This window comes from Paenibacillus polymyxa, from assembly GCF_001719045.1.
Classification (GTDB): Bacteria; Bacillota; Bacilli; order Paenibacillales; family Paenibacillaceae; genus Paenibacillus; species Paenibacillus polymyxa_B.
Map to the genome: position 1 here is coordinate 3708253 of NZ_CP015423.1, position 13672 is coordinate 3721924.

At 49.2% G+C, this 13672-nt stretch carries 14 protein-coding genes and 1 riboswitch; of the genes, 12 read left to right on the forward strand and 2 right to left on the reverse strand.

What is annotated here, in order from left to right; genetic code table 11:
• Positions 1–198: 198 nt before the first annotated feature.
• Positions 199–327, reverse strand: a complete 129-nt coding sequence (locus tag AOU00_RS25880; RefSeq protein ID WP_081112528.1) for a DUF4023 family protein — start codon at positions 325–327, stop codon at positions 199–201.
• Positions 328–521: 194 nt separating this feature from the next.
• Between AOU00_RS25880 and AOU00_RS16555 the strand changes: the two genes are divergently transcribed.
• The 10 genes from AOU00_RS16555 (at position 522) to purF (ending at position 11201) form a co-directional block, all read left to right on the forward strand.
• The gene (locus AOU00_RS16555; RefSeq protein ID WP_025719814.1) at positions 522–785 is read left to right on the forward strand and encodes a DUF1294 domain-containing protein; all 264 of its coding nucleotides are present in this window, start codon (positions 522–524) and stop codon (positions 783–785) included.
• A 148-nt stretch (positions 786–933) separates the two neighbouring features.
• Complete coding sequence (locus tag AOU00_RS16560) at positions 934–1368, forward strand: universal stress protein (protein WP_061832065.1); 435 nt, start codon at positions 934–936, stop codon at positions 1366–1368.
• Between the two features lie 350 nt (positions 1369–1718).
• A riboswitch (purine riboswitch) is annotated at positions 1719–1820 on the forward strand.
• 148 nt (positions 1821–1968) lie between these two features.
• On the forward strand, positions 1969–2454 hold the full coding sequence (purE, locus tag AOU00_RS16565) for a 5-(carboxyamino)imidazole ribonucleotide mutase (RefSeq protein ID WP_013308792.1): 486 nt from the start codon (positions 1969–1971) through the stop codon (positions 2452–2454).
• Positions 2451–3626 carry a 5-(carboxyamino)imidazole ribonucleotide synthase gene (purK, locus tag AOU00_RS16570; RefSeq protein WP_069291117.1) on the forward strand — a complete coding sequence of 392 codons (1176 nt, stop codon included), beginning with the start codon at positions 2451–2453 and terminating at the stop codon, positions 3624–3626. The genes purE and purK overlap by 4 nt, the downstream gene beginning before the upstream one ends.
• Before the next feature lie 2 nt (positions 3627–3628).
• Positions 3629–4927 carry an adenylosuccinate lyase gene (gene purB, locus AOU00_RS16575; protein WP_013308794.1) on the forward strand — a complete coding sequence of 433 codons (1299 nt, stop codon included), beginning with the start codon at positions 3629–3631 and terminating at the stop codon, positions 4925–4927.
• Between the two features lie 707 nt (positions 4928–5634).
• Complete coding sequence (locus AOU00_RS16580) at positions 5635–6516, forward strand: phosphoribosylaminoimidazolesuccinocarboxamide synthase (RefSeq protein ID WP_069291118.1); 882 nt, start codon at positions 5635–5637, stop codon at positions 6514–6516.
• Between the two features lie 58 nt (positions 6517–6574).
• On the forward strand, positions 6575–6820 hold the full coding sequence (gene purS / locus AOU00_RS16585) for a phosphoribosylformylglycinamidine synthase subunit PurS (protein ID WP_013308797.1): 246 nt from the start codon (positions 6575–6577) through the stop codon (positions 6818–6820).
• Positions 6821–6824: 4 nt separating this feature from the next.
• Positions 6825–7514: a phosphoribosylformylglycinamidine synthase subunit PurQ gene (gene purQ / locus AOU00_RS16590; protein ID WP_069291119.1), complete on the forward strand. Its 690-nt coding sequence runs from the start codon at positions 6825–6827 to the stop codon at positions 7512–7514.
• Complete coding sequence (purL, locus tag AOU00_RS16595; RefSeq protein ID WP_069291120.1) at positions 7492–9735, forward strand: phosphoribosylformylglycinamidine synthase subunit PurL; 2244 nt, start codon at positions 7492–7494, stop codon at positions 9733–9735. Before purQ ends, purL begins: the two co-directional genes overlap by 23 nt.
• Positions 9720–11201, forward strand: a complete 1482-nt coding sequence (purF, locus tag AOU00_RS16600) for an amidophosphoribosyltransferase (RefSeq protein WP_069291121.1) — start codon at positions 9720–9722, stop codon at positions 11199–11201. Before purL ends, purF begins: the two co-directional genes overlap by 16 nt.
• A 325-nt stretch (positions 11202–11526) precedes the next feature.
• Here the strand turns inward: purF and AOU00_RS16605 are convergent, their stop codons facing one another.
• Positions 11527–11766 (reverse strand): hypothetical protein, encoded by a 240-nt coding sequence (locus tag AOU00_RS16605; RefSeq protein ID WP_155765243.1) that lies wholly within the window; start codon positions 11764–11766, stop codon positions 11527–11529.
• 138 nt (positions 11767–11904) lie between these two features.
• On the opposite strand from AOU00_RS16605, the gene purM reads away from it, so the two are divergent.
• Both purM and purN read left to right on the forward strand, forming a co-directional pair.
• Entirely contained in the window at positions 11905–12945 is a 1041-nt protein-coding gene (purM, locus tag AOU00_RS16610; protein WP_061832069.1) for a phosphoribosylformylglycinamidine cyclo-ligase, read from the forward strand.
• On the forward strand, positions 12945–13559 hold the full coding sequence (gene purN / locus AOU00_RS16615; protein ID WP_061832070.1) for a phosphoribosylglycinamide formyltransferase: 615 nt from the start codon (positions 12945–12947) through the stop codon (positions 13557–13559). Before purM ends, purN begins: the two co-directional genes overlap by 1 nt.
• Positions 13560–13672 lie beyond the last annotated feature (113 nt).

Sequence of the window (13672 nt, forward strand, 5' to 3'; positions counted from 1 at the left end):
TATAAATGTAATCGATTTCAAAAAAGACATTTGCAAAACAAAACAACAAGCAGATATCTCATAAGGAGTCTGCTTGCTGTTATTGTGGAAGCTAAACAACAGATTTTACCCTGTAATCAATTCACATAAAAGGCTGCAAGGTTAAGTTGATACTTTAGGTTAATAACGCGGCTATACAGCTTAATGCAGATTCCTTGGTCAAGGATTATTAGAATGCTGTTTTGTCGGCAAGCTGGCGCTGGGAGTTCCTTTTCCTCGTTTACGGTTACGTTCTGCCTTTTTTGCATTTTCTCGCAGCTTTTCAACGTATTCATGGGTGCTTTCCATGGCAGTTCCTCCTTTAAGACGAAATAGATGCACTCGGGGATCGCCCTTATGCCACCTTACTATTTCCGCAAAAGCGCTATCCAAGTCAGAAGAGGCGTTGTTTCTGTAAAAGGGGTGAGGTTATAATGAGGGGGAGAGCGCTATATAAGGCCTAATACCTGAACTTGGTACGGTGTGCAAAAGGAGGAGAGACATTGCAGACAGGCTTGTTGGTATGGCTGCTGTTTATCAATGCAGTAGGCTATCTGGTAATGTCGGAGGATAAAAAGAGAGCACGTAAACATCGCGATCGTGTACCTGAGCGGACGTTGTTTTTCCTGGCCCTGATCGGGGGAGCATTAGGCGTTCTAATTGCCATGTACCGTAAACGCCATAAAACACGGCATATGAGCTTCAGACTAGGTATTCCTGCGTTGCTATTCATGAACGCATTGCTGTATGGGTATTTTTTACGGTAAAGGGGAGGAGTTTAGGTTCTCATAGGGAAGTTTAATGATGAGTGAGAAGACTATTCCAGCCATCCAGTGATGTCATGGAATGAACAACAACAGGAATACATATTTCAGGCTTTGAATCAATAAACTGAATGAGGAAGAGGTGCATATTATGATATTTTCAAAAGTATTGCTTGCTTATGATGGTTCGGATGCATCCAACAAGGCTTTGTTAAAGGCGGCTGAATTGGTCAAGGCATCACCCTCCTCGAAGCTTGAGGTGGTAACGGCATTCGATTTTCCTCGGATCTTTATGGGCGAAGGTTTGGCTCCAATTCCGGCTTCAATAAATAAAGAATATTACGATTTGGCCGAACAAACTACGGATGAAGTTAAAAAACGACTTGCTGAGCAGGGTGTAGATGCCAAGGTGGAACTGATTCAAGGTTCTCCAGCCGAAGTCATTTTGGATTATGCCAATGAGAATGGCTTCGATGCGATTGTGATCGGTAGCCGAGGTTTAGGTGGTATCCGTGAATTTGTATTGGGTAGCGTAAGTCACAATGTGGTGCAGCATGCGCGTATTCCTGTGCTGGTCGTAAAATAACTAAATAAAAAGTAAAAGTCGGTTTACTGCCTGTATAGGGAGTGCCGACTTTTATTTTTTTTCAGTGGGATGCGTTGCAGTCGCTGTTATCAGGGGAGGGGAGCGATAGCTAAATATAATACAATAGTCCTGACCTGTGGGTATATAAGGGTACTGATTTCACTAAACACGAACATTCTATTGTATGATTATTCTAATGTTCGTTTTCAAGTTGACATAAGGTGTAGGGAATTGTTAAACTAGGAAGTGTATTATCGATAAAAAATGAACTTAAGGTACAATTTAATAAGGTACACATGTTTGAGCCGAAACAAACCACGATCATACTTGTAAAGAATATCGATTGGGATGGAATAGGCACAATTCTAACTCGTATAATGCCGGGGATATGGCCCGGAAGTTTCTACCTGGAAACCTTAAATTTCCGGACTACGGGAGACATACGGCTGAAGCCGCATTGGATGCGGTGGAAGAGGCTTGCTTTTGGCATGCCTTTAAGAGGCTCTGTCGTTTGTTTTTTCGTAGTCCGGTGTCTTGAAAATAACGTTATTTTCGAGTGCCGGATTTTTGGCGCTTATTGATAAACAGGGAGTGAAGGACATGTCAGTGCAGGTCGCTGTCATTATGGGCAGCACATCAGACTGGGACACCATGCAGCATGCATGTGCTGTGCTGGACGAGCTTGAAATCGGATATGAGAAAAAAGTAGTTTCAGCCCATCGTACACCGGATTTAATGTTTCGTTTTGCAGAAGAGGCCGCTGGGCGTGGACTAAAGGTCATTATTGCTGGAGCGGGTGGGGCTGCGCATCTGCCAGGAATGGTGGCTGCGAAGACAGCATTGCCGGTCATTGGTGTGCCTGTTCAGTCGAAGGCTCTGAACGGTCTGGACTCCCTGCTCTCCATTGTGCAGATGCCGGGTGGTATTCCGGTTGCCACTGTGGCAATTGGTAAGGCAGGCGCTACAAATGCAGGGCTGCTGGCAGCACAAATATTAGGCGCTTTTGACGAAAAGATAAGCCAGCGGGTTTTGGCGAGACGCGACCGTATTCGTGATGAGGTGCTGGAAGGCAGTGACTCGCTATGAATGGGGCATGTGAATCCGCAGGCCGTATCCGACCTCCTGGTACAACGATTGGACTTTTAGGAGGCGGGCAATTAGGAAGAATGCTTGTACTGGCTGGAACCAATCTAGGATATCGCTTTGTGACACTGGACCCTGCACCGGATAGCCCTTGTGGACAGGTGTCAGAACAAATCCGCGCTGCCTATGATGATGAGCATGCGGCCAGAGAGCTGGCTGAGCGGTGCGATGTGATCACGTATGAGTTTGAAAATGTGGACGCAGGTGTGGCTGCACTTTTGGAACAGGAATCCAGCGTGCCGCAAGGCAGCAGTCTTTTGTACACAACACAGCACCGTCTGAGAGAAAAGCGTTCTATTGAAGCTGCTGGTGTCCCTGTCGCTCCGTATCGTGAAATCAGCAGTCTTGCGGATATGGTGCAAGCGGTAGCTGAACTGGGTGTACCGTGTGTGCTTAAGACAGCAGTCGGTGGTTATGATGGCAAGGGACAAGTGGTCATTCGCCAACCGGAGCAAGCCACGGCTGCCTACGAACAACTGGCAGGAGGCGGTGCGGAACTGGTATTGGAACAGTTCATCCATTTTCGCTGCGAAATCTCGGTGATTGTAGCTCGCAGCACGAACGGTGAAGCCAAAGCCTTTCCACCTGCCGAAAACATTCACGTGAACAATATTTTGCACACGTCGATTGTGCCTGCACGTGTGCCAGAGCCTGTTCAGGAGGAAGCACGCAAGTTGGCGCTGGCTGTGGCAGAGTCGCTGGGTGCGGTGGGACTGCTCGCTGTAGAGATGTTTGTCACCGAAGACGGACAATTGTACGTTAATGAGTTAGCACCACGACCGCATAACTCCGGTCATTACACGATGGAGGGGTGCGCGACGTCGCAATTCGAGCAGCACATACGTGCGATTTGCGGTTTACCCTTGGGCAGCACGAAGCTGCTGACTTCCGTCGTGATGGTCAATGTGCTAGGTGAGCATTTGGAGGATGTGGTTCGGCGGTTTGCGCAATCGGATGTTGAAGCTGAAAGATTGGATGTTGTACCCAAGCTGCATTTGTATGGAAAAAGTGAAGCCAAGCCAGGCCGAAAGATGGGACATATTAATCTATTGTGCCAGGATGCGGAACAAGCGCTGGAATGGATTGAACAAACCAATATTTGGGGGAATAAATAGTCATGATCGAACGCTATAGCAGACCGGAAATGAGAGCGATTTGGACGGAAGAAAATAAATTTAAAGCTTGGCTGGAAGTAGAGCTGTGTGCCTGTGAAGCATGGGCGGAATTAGGGGTTATCCCAAAAGAGGATACTGTTGCTCTGCGTAAGAATGCAAGTTTTGATATTGAACGGATCTATGAAATTGAGCAGGAGACAAGACATGATGTCATTGCATTTACCCGCACGGTATCCGAAAGTCTTGGAGACGAGCGCAAATGGGTACATTACGGTCTGACCTCCACAGATGTAGTTGATACGGCACTGGGCTACCTGTTAAAGCAGGCGAATGAAATCCTGGAGCGCGATATCTTGAATTTTATTGAAATTTTGAAGGAAAAGGCATTGGCTTACAAGCATACACCGATGATGGGACGTACACACGGAGTACATGCTGAGCCAACAACGTTTGGACTGAAGATGGGATTGTGGTACGAGGAAATGAAGCGCAATCTGGAACGCTTTCGTTTTGCGGCTGACCAAGTACAATACGGTAAAATGTCCGGTGCAGTTGGGACATATGCCAACATTGACCCGGCTGTAGAAGAATTTGTATGCCGCAAGCTGGGCACCAAGCCTGCACCCATTTCTACACAGACGCTTCAGCGCGACCGTCATGCCGAATACATGGCAACATTAGCGTTGATCGCCACATCGTTGGACAAATTTGCTACAGAAGTCCGTGCTCTGCAAAAGAGTGAGTTCCGTGAGGTGGAAGAAGCTTTTGCCAAAGGTCAAAAAGGTTCTTCTGCGATGCCGCATAAACGCAATCCGATCGGTAGTGAAAACATCTCTGGCCTGGCACGCGTGATTCGTGGGCATATGGTATCTGCGTATGAGAACGTAACCCTGTGGCATGAACGCGATATCTCGCATTCTTCCGTAGAACGTATTATCCTGCCGGATGCAACAATGCTGTTGAACTACATGCTGAACCGTTTTGGCAATATCGTAAAAAATCTGACGGTCTTCCCTGAAAATATGAAGCGCAATATGGCACGTACGTATGGTGTACCATTCTCCGGCCGTATTATGACGAAGCTGATCGACAAAGGCTTTAGTCGTGAAAAAGCCTACGATACCGTGCAGCCGCGTGCTATGCAGGCGTGGGAAGAGCAACGCCAATTCCGCGAAATCGTCGAGGCAACTCCGGAAATTACGGCCGTGCTCAGCGCAGACGAAATCGAGGATGCGTTCAACCCAGCCTGGCATCTGAAGAACGTGGATACGATCTTCAAAAAGCTGGGATTAGGGGAGTAGGAGGGAAGGTTGCTGCGTGGTGAGGCCGCTGCGCGAACGGATCATTCTTCCGATTGCTGTTGCCCCTGGATTCCTGTGATTGTATAAGTCCAGATATTGGTTGGAATCCAGAGGCAAAGGCAAGCGCTGACGCTTCTCCAGAACGATTCCGTCCGCTCCGCTGCACCCAGCACCAACCCTCATGTGGGAGCAGAACTAGGGAAGGTGCGGCACATAAGATGCCGCACCTCCCCAAAGGCGATGGAAAAGCGTGTTCCACTGCTTTCTATCGCAGGCCACGTTCTCGTGAGGGCTGCCGAATTTGCGCAGCAAACAGCCCGCTGCCCTCCCGAGAACGCGCAGGCTCAAGAAGCGAAGCCTTGAGCCACCGTATCCGTGCGCAGCGTAGCACATGCGCACAACAGGGCGAAGCCAGAATGCTCGCTGCACGGCATGCCGTGCTACGGCCACAGGCCGAATGATATTGCGGCGAAATGCACGTAAAAACGTTGTTTTGTACCAACGTAAAAGCGTTGCTTGATGAAAGCTTGTGCGAACAAGCCTTTATCCAGCGAAACGCGCTCACATCACTCTAGCCCCATAATAAAGGCCCCCATCCCGCTCACCAAGCCAACCCTTGCGGGAGTCCCGAGGACAGCAGCCCTGGGGGTCCTCCCCGAGGGGAGGATTTAGGAGGGGGAATACTCTTTTGAAAGAGGTGTAATGAAATGTCATTGTCTACTGCCGAAGGTCTGATCCATGCGCCGCTCTTGTATAAAGGCAAGGTGCGTGAACTGTATGATCTCGGAGAGCATTTTCTGATTGTGGTGACAGACCGAATTTCGGCTTTTGATTATGTGTTAGAGCCACCCGTGCCCGAAAAGGGGAATGTGCTGAATAAGCTTAGCGCTTTCTGGTTTGAGCAGACGAAAGACTTGCTGGAAAACCATGTCGTGCACACTGATGTGAACAAGCTCGGGCATGTGATCGACGAACAGCATAAAGAGTTGCTGAAGGACCGGATCATGGTCACGCTGAAGGCTGAACGCATCGACATTGAGTGTGTGGTGCGCGGATATATTACCGGAGGCGGCTGGCGTCAGTATGAGCAGAACGGTGAGGTGAACGGCATTCCATTGCCAGAGGGGCTGCGTAAAAACGAGCGCTTTCCCAAGCCATTATTTACACCGGCTGCAAAAAATGATGTTGGACACGACGAGGACATTTCCCTTCACCAAATGAAAGAACTGGTCGGGGTTGAACTAACAGGTGAGCTTGAAGAAAAGAGCTTGGCGTTGTACGAATTTGCACGTGCTTTCTGCGAGAAGCGGGGGATTATTTTAGCCGATTGCAAGTTTGAGTTTGGTCTTGTTAACGGTAAGGTGATTTTGATTGACGAAATTTTCACTCCAGATTCATCCCGTTTTTGGGCGCAGGAAAAGTATGAGCTGGATGTTGAGATTGACAGCATGGACAAGGAGCCGGTACGAAGCTATTTGGCATCATCCGGTTGGGACAAGAATAGCAAGCCCGATCCATTGCCTGCTGAGGTCGTAGAAGAAACAACTGCAAGATATACGGATATTTGGCGGCGTCTGACGGCACAGTAAATAGTAATCATAATTCAACCAATAGGATTCACTCATTCGGAGGAGGAACTGAAGGAACATGATGAAAGCAACAGTCTATGTCACGATTAAGCAAAGCGTTTTGGACCCGCAGGGGGTTGCGGTGCAAGGCGCACTACATTCTATGGGTTTCGGAGAAGTGGACAGCGTCAGAATTGGTAAGTATATGGAATTGAATCTGGATACAACAGACCGCGAGAGTGCTGAAAAGCGCATCATTGAGATGTGCGAAAAGCTGTTGGCCAACACGGTCATTGAAGACTACCGCTACGAACTGGAGGGCTGATTCCATGAAATTTGCAGTTCTGGTTTTTCCGGGCTCCAACTGTGATATTGACTGCTATAAGGCGGTAGAGGACACGGTCGGTGAACCTGTCGATTATGTTTGGCATACTGCGACGGATCTGTCGCCTTATGATTGTATTCTTGTTCCAGGAGGCTTCTCCTACGGGGATTACCTGCGTTGCGGTGCGATTTCCCGGTTTGCTCCGGTGATGAAGGAAGTTGCCAAAGCGGCTGCCGAGGGCAAATATATTTTAGGGATTTGCAACGGATTTCAAATTCTGACCGAAGCCGGGTTGTTGCCAGGGGCTTTACGCCGTAATCTGTCGATGAAATTCCTATGCCGGGATACGGTGTTGCAGGTTGCGAATAACCAAACACCTTTTACAAGAGATTATGCTGCTGGTGAAGAGATCATTATTCCGATCGCCCACGGTGAAGGCAACTATTACTGTGATGATGAGACGCTGGCTCGTTTGCAGGCGAACAATCAGATTGTATTTAAGTATAAAGATAATCCTAATGGTTCCATGACGGATATTGCAGGGATTTGTAATGAGCAAGGTAATGTGCTGGGCATGATGCCCCATCCGGAACGCGCGGTGGACGCATTGCTCGGGACGGATGATGGCAAACGTATGTTTACATCTATTTTGAACGCTTGGAGGGATCGACATGGCGCAGCAAGTGTCCGCTAAGGAACCGACGGCAGAGCAGGTTGCCGAACATAAACTGTATCAGCAGATGGGTGTATCGGACAGTGAATATGCGTTGATCTGTGAATTCATGGGACGTCAGCCCAATTATACGGAGATAGGCGTGTTCAGTGTCATGTGGTCAGAGCATTGTGCTTACAAAAACTCCAAGCCGTTGTTGCGTCGTTTTCCAACGAGCGGTCCGCGAGTTCTGATGGGACCCGGCGAGGGCGCAGGCATTGTAGATATCGGTGACAACCAAGCGGTTGTATTTAAAATCGAAAGCCATAACCATCCATCGGCTGTGGAGCCTTTTCAAGGGGCAGCGACTGGGGTAGGCGGTATCATTCGTGATATTTTCTCCATGGGTGCAAGACCAGTTGCGGTGTTGAACTCTCTGCGTTTTGGCAAGCTGGAGAGCGACCGTGTGAAATATTTGTTCGAGCATGTGGTATCCGGTATTGCGGGATACGGGAACTGTATCGGTATTCCGACTGTAGGCGGCGAGGTCGTATTTGATGAAAGCTACGAAGGCAATCCGCTCGTCAATGCAATGTGTGTCGGACTGATTGATCATGATAAAATCCAGCGTGGTGTTGCTAAAGGGGTCGGTAACCCGGTGTTCTACGTGGGACCGCCGACAGGTCGTGATGGGATTCACGGAGCGACATTCGCATCGGTTGAGCTGACAGAGGAATCTGAAGCGAACCGGACTGCGGTTCAAGTAGGCGATCCTTTTATGGAGAAGCTGGTTATGGAATCATGTCTGGAATTGATCGACAGCGGTATTGTGCTGGGTATTCAGGATATGGGTGCCGCAGGACTTACCTGCTCCAGCGCGGAGATGGCGAGTAAGGCTGGCAACGGTCTGGAGCTGTATCTGGATCAGGTACCGCAGCGTGAAGAGGGCATGACACCTTATGAAATGATGCTGTCTGAATCACAGGAACGGATGCTGTTCGTAGTAGAGCCTAAGGATGAAGCACAGGCACTGGAAATTTTCGAGCGCTGGGGTGTTATTTGTGCCAAGGTCGGTAAAGTGACGGATGACGGTCGTTTGCGTTTGTTCCATCACAATGAAGTGGTCGGAGATATGCCAGTGACGGCGCTGGTTGACGAGTGTCCGATTTATGACAAGCCTTCCGAAGTCCCTGCTTATTATGAGCAAAATGCTGCTATTGACACACTTCGTTATGCAGAAGTGACGGATTTGAACGGTGCGTTGAAAAAGGTGCTGTCATCACCAAGTGTAGCCAGTAAGAAATGGGTATACGAGCAGTATGACTACATGGTACGCACGAGTACAGCCGTTCGTCCGGGATCGGATGCAGCTGTTGTGACTGTGCGCGGAACTCGTAAGGGACTCGCCATGACGACAGATTGTAACGGACGGTATGTATACCTTGATCCAGAGGTAGGCGGACGGATTGCAGTCAGCGAAGCAGCGCGTAACATTGTATGCTCCGGCGGCGAGCCGTTGGCAATTACGGATAATCTGAACTTCGGTAACCCTGAAAAGCCAGATATTTTCTGGCAAATGGAAAAAGCCGTGGACGGTATGGCAGAAGCTTGCCGTGTACTGGATACACCTGTCATCGGGGGCAATGTCAGCTTGTACAATGAAAATGCTAAAGGCTCCATCTATCCGACGCCTGTTGTCGGTATGGTAGGTTTGGTACATGATACAGATCATATTACGACACAAGGCTTCAAAGCCGAAGGCGATGTGATTTTCCTGGTGGGGGACACGAAGGCCGAGCTGGGAGGCAGTGAGTTCCAAGCTGTCGTACACGGTGTATCCGAGGGACGCCCGCCTGAGCTGGATTTGAACGTAGAGAAAAGACTACTGACTGCGGTACTGGGAGCGATTCAGGGCGGATTGGTACAATCTGCGCATGATTTGGCAGAGGGAGGATTGGCTGTAGCGCTTGCGGAATCTGGGATTAGCAGCGGATTGGGAGCACAGGTCAACGTAGAAACGACTTTGCGTCCTGACCATGCTTTGTTTAGCGAAAGCCAATCCCGTATTTTGTTATCTGCATCGCCGGATAAAGCGTCTGCTCTGGAAGCACATCTGCGTGGTTTGGAAGTGCCAGTTACTGTATTAGGAAAAGTTGAAGGATCACAATTGACAGTTGAGGTGAACGGACAACCCGCTTTGAACGAGGCAGTCGCCAGTTTGAAGCGAATCTGGGAGGATGTCATTCCATGTCTGATGAAATAACAGCACGGACGTTGTGGACTGGAGATTATTATAATGAAGGCTCTGGTAAAGAGGGGCTGTTTGATAAATTAAAAGAGGAATGCGGTGTGTTTGGAGTATACAGACACTCCGATGCCGCTTCCCTAGCATATTACGGATTGCATGCACTCCAGCATCGCGGGGAGGAAAGTGCAGGCATCTGTGTGAGCAGTGGCGACGAGTTCCATTATCATCGTGGAATGGGGCTTGTAAAAGAAGTATTCAATAAAGATTTGATGGCTTCGCTGACAGGCGATATTGCCATAGGACATGTGCGCTACTCGACAAGTGGAGACAGTAAGCTAACGAATGCACAGCCTTTGGTGTTCAAGTATCGTGATGGCGATCTGGCAGTAGCGACGAACGGGAATATCGTGAATGCTTTGCAAATCCGGCAAGAGCTGGAGCAGGGCGGGTCTATTTTTCAAACGACCAGCGATACAGAAGTAGTGGCGCATTTGATCGCACGATCATCCAAGGATTTAGTGGAGGCCGCGAAAGATGCATTGAAGCGTATTGTCGGCGGATTTGCCTTTCTGATTATGACCAACGATAAATTGCTGGTCGCCTCTGATCCCAATGGCTTGCGTCCGTTGACGATGGGCAGATTAGGTGATGCATATTTGTTTGCTTCTGAAACCTGTGCTTTGGAAACGATTGGGGCAGAGCTGTTGCGCGATATCGAGCCGGGTGAACTGTTGGTGTTGGACAAAAATGGTCTGCACGAAGACCGTTACAGTGAAGGCAAGCATCGTAAAGCACTGTGCGCGATGGAATATATTTATTTTGCCCGTCCTGACAGTGATTTGAATGGTTCCAATCTTCATGCTGCGCGCAAAAGAATGGGTAGCCAGATGGCGCTGGAAGCTTTTGTCGATGCGGATCTGGTGACAGGAGTGCCAGATTCCAGTATTTCGGCTGCGATTGGTTATGCTGAGCAGACAGGTATTCCTTATGAGCTGGGTATGATTAAAAATAAATACACTGGACGTACCTTCATTCAGCCGAGTCAGGAGTTACGCGAGCAGGGTGTGAAAATGAAGCTGAGCGCTGTACGACGTGTTGTTGAAGGTAAACGAGTCATTATGATCGACGATTCTATTGTCCGGGGCACTACATCCCGCCGAATCGTGAATATGTTGCGGGATGCAGGGGCACTGGAGGTACATGTACGTATTACCTCACCGCCTTTCAAAAACCCGTGCTTCTACGGTATTGACACGCCGGATCGCCGGGAGCTGATTGCTTCATCCAAAACCGTCGAGGAAATTCGTGAGGAAATTAACGCCGATTCGCTTTACTTTATGAGCGCCGAGGGTTTGATTGCCGCTGTAGGTGGATATAACGAACAGGATTACAAAGGCGGCTTGTGCCTAGCCTGTTTCGATAATGATTACCCGACTCAGGTAGATTTCAAAGGTGAAGAAAAGTTCGGATGTAGTTGTTGAGAAAAGGGAACAAAAGAGGCACAGTGGTGCATGGCAGGAATGGGGATGGCGGTTTTGAGGGGGAGCACTCCGCGTTTGGAAGGTTCTTACGATCGCTGTTGCCGCTGGATTCCCGAATTGGAATAACCCCTTAGAGGGTTGGAATCCAGCGGCAAAGGCGAACGCTTCGCTTCTCCAGAATCCTTCCACCCGCTCCGTTCCTCAGATGTGCAGCATTTTGCAGCAGTGCCTGTACCTCTTTGGTTCCCACCGGGAAGAGGATAGGTAAGGTCGTTAAAAACTCATGGCATAACTATTTCATGCCATGAGTTTTTAACGGGCGGCTTTACAAGCCGCCCGTGAGCCAGCGAAGCTCAACAGCAGGCAAGGCGAAGCTGCCTGCCTCAAAGGGCAAAGAAGCGAGCGGCTCGTAGGCGCCGTTCACTTCTTGTCCGGCACGTCCCCGCCTTTGCGAAGCAAACAGACCGGGACGTGCCCGCCGCCGTGAAGGCGGCCACGCACCAAAGCGTGTCTTTGTGAATTGCGGGAATGACCCGCAATTCACAAAGGACAACACGCGACTCACAGCACGAACCAACCACCAAGCAGCACCCAACCTTACACATCTGACCAATTCTTGAGGGGTCCAGGGGGAGCAGCCCCATGGAATCCTCCCTATTAGGGAGGACTTAGGAGGGTCAATCATTTGAAGGAGTGTTCATGAATGTCCGAAGCATACAAAAACGCAGGGGTAGATATCGCTGCCGGTAATGAAGCAGTAGAACGGATGAAAAAGCACGTTAAACGTACCTTCCGTCCCGAAGTGCTGACGGACTTGGGCGGATTCGGTGCATTGTTCGGCCTGAATAAGGATAAGTACGAGGAGCCTGTACTCGTTTCCGGTACCGATGGTGTCGGCACGAAGCTAAAGCTTGCTTTCGCAATGGATCGTCATGACACCATTGGTATTGACGCGGTTGCGATGTGTGTAAACGACATTGTCGTCGGGGGAGCGGAGCCACTCTTTTTTCTGGATTACCTCGCTTGTGACAAGGTTGTGCCCGAGAAAATTGAAGCTATAGTCGCTGGAATCGCAGAGGGATGCCATCAATCGGGCTGTGCGCTGGTCGGCGGTGAAACCGCAGAAATGCCAGGGATGTATAGCGAGGGTGAATATGATATTGCCGGATTCACGGTAGGGATTGTAGATAAAAGCAAAATTATCAACGGTAGCTCCATTGCTCCCGGAGATACAGTGATCGGTCTGGCCTCCAGTGGAGTTCACAGTAACGGCTTCTCCCTGGTGCGCAAGCTGTTATTGGAACAGCAGGGTTATGATTTGCATGATGAAATCGAAGGCTTGAACGGCAAACTGGGCGATGTACTGCTGGAGCCGACGAAAATTTACGTGAAATCCGTTTTGGCATTGCTGGACAAGGTAAAAGTAAAAGGCATGGCGCATATCACAGGTGGCGGTTTTATTGAAAATATCCCTAGAGTGTTACCGGATCACGTCAATGTGGATATAGAATACGGCACTTGGCCGATTTTGCCAATCTTCCAGCTCATGCAGGAAAAAGGCGCAATCTCCAACAAAGACATGTTCACAACCTTTAATATGGGAATTGGGATGGTAATCGTTGTAGGCGAAGAGCATGCACAGACTGCACTGGAAGTTCTGAAGGAACAGGGCGAAGCTGCATATGTGATCGGAAAAGTAACGGAAGGCAGTTCTATCGTGACCTTTACGGGAGCAGAGGTGTAATGAACGAGTACCGGATTGCTGTTTTTGCATCAGGCGAAGGGACGAATTTTCAGTCATTGGTGGATGCGGCTGCGCGAGGAGAACTGGGCGGCGCCTCGGTAGAATTGCTCATCTGTGACAAGCCTGCGGCTACTGCCGTAGCTAGAGCACAGAAAGCTGGAATTGCGTGCCATACTTTTCGACCCAAGGAATATCCTTCTCGAGAAGACTATGAGCGTGAATTGGTGGCTTTACTGGAGCAGAAATCGATTGATCTCATCGTGTTAGCTGGCTACATGCGTTTGCTATCCAGCGTCATGGTCGATGCCTACGCAGGAAAAATTATTAATATTCATCCGTCACTACTTCCGGCATTTCCAGGGAAAGATGCTGTTGGACAGGCATTGACCTATGGGGTCAAGGTAAGTGGCGTTACCGTTCATTTTGTGGACGGGGGCATGGACACGGGAGCCATTATTGCCCAGCGTGTCGTGGAAGTTGACGACCATGATACAGCGGAATCTTTATCCGCAGCCATTCAATCCGTGGAACGTCAGCTATATCCAGAGGTAGTTGGCAAATTGGCCCAAGGTAAAATCCAATTAAATGGTCGCAAAGTGATTTCACTTCTCTAAGAATGATTGTAATTTGTCATATCATTGTCATATCAAGGATGCTGTACAGGCATTTTCCGATATTTCTCGGGAAATAAAATGATAAAAGAGAATTTTGCAAAATTCTGAAAGAG

Excerpts from the sequence above, each read along its gene's own strand:
- purL (WP_069291120.1), top strand. The coding sequence starts at position 7,492 with ATGGCGCAGCAAGTGTCCGCTAAGGAACCGACGGCAGAGCAGGTTGCC.
- AOU00_RS25880 (WP_081112528.1), bottom strand. The coding sequence starts at position 327 with ATGGAAAGCACCCATGAATACGTTGAAAAGCTGCGAGAAAATGCAAAA.
- purS (WP_013308797.1), top strand. The coding sequence starts at position 6,575 with ATGATGAAAGCAACAGTCTATGTCACGATTAAGCAAAGCGTTTTGGAC.
- purE (WP_013308792.1), top strand. The coding sequence starts at position 1,969 with ATGTCAGTGCAGGTCGCTGTCATTATGGGCAGCACATCAGACTGGGAC.
- purF (WP_069291121.1), top strand. The coding sequence starts at position 9,720 with ATGTCTGATGAAATAACAGCACGGACGTTGTGGACTGGAGATTATTAT.
- purQ (WP_069291119.1), top strand. The coding sequence starts at position 6,825 with ATGAAATTTGCAGTTCTGGTTTTTCCGGGCTCCAACTGTGATATTGAC.
- purM (WP_061832069.1), top strand. The coding sequence starts at position 11,905 with ATGTCCGAAGCATACAAAAACGCAGGGGTAGATATCGCTGCCGGTAAT.
- purK (WP_069291117.1), top strand. The coding sequence starts at position 2,451 with ATGAATGGGGCATGTGAATCCGCAGGCCGTATCCGACCTCCTGGTACA.
- purB (WP_013308794.1), top strand. The coding sequence starts at position 3,629 with ATGATCGAACGCTATAGCAGACCGGAAATGAGAGCGATTTGGACGGAA.
- AOU00_RS16560 (WP_061832065.1), top strand. The coding sequence starts at position 934 with ATGATATTTTCAAAAGTATTGCTTGCTTATGATGGTTCGGATGCATCC.
- AOU00_RS16580 (WP_069291118.1), top strand. The coding sequence starts at position 5,635 with ATGTCATTGTCTACTGCCGAAGGTCTGATCCATGCGCCGCTCTTGTAT.
- purN (WP_061832070.1), top strand. The coding sequence starts at position 12,945 with ATGAACGAGTACCGGATTGCTGTTTTTGCATCAGGCGAAGGGACGAAT.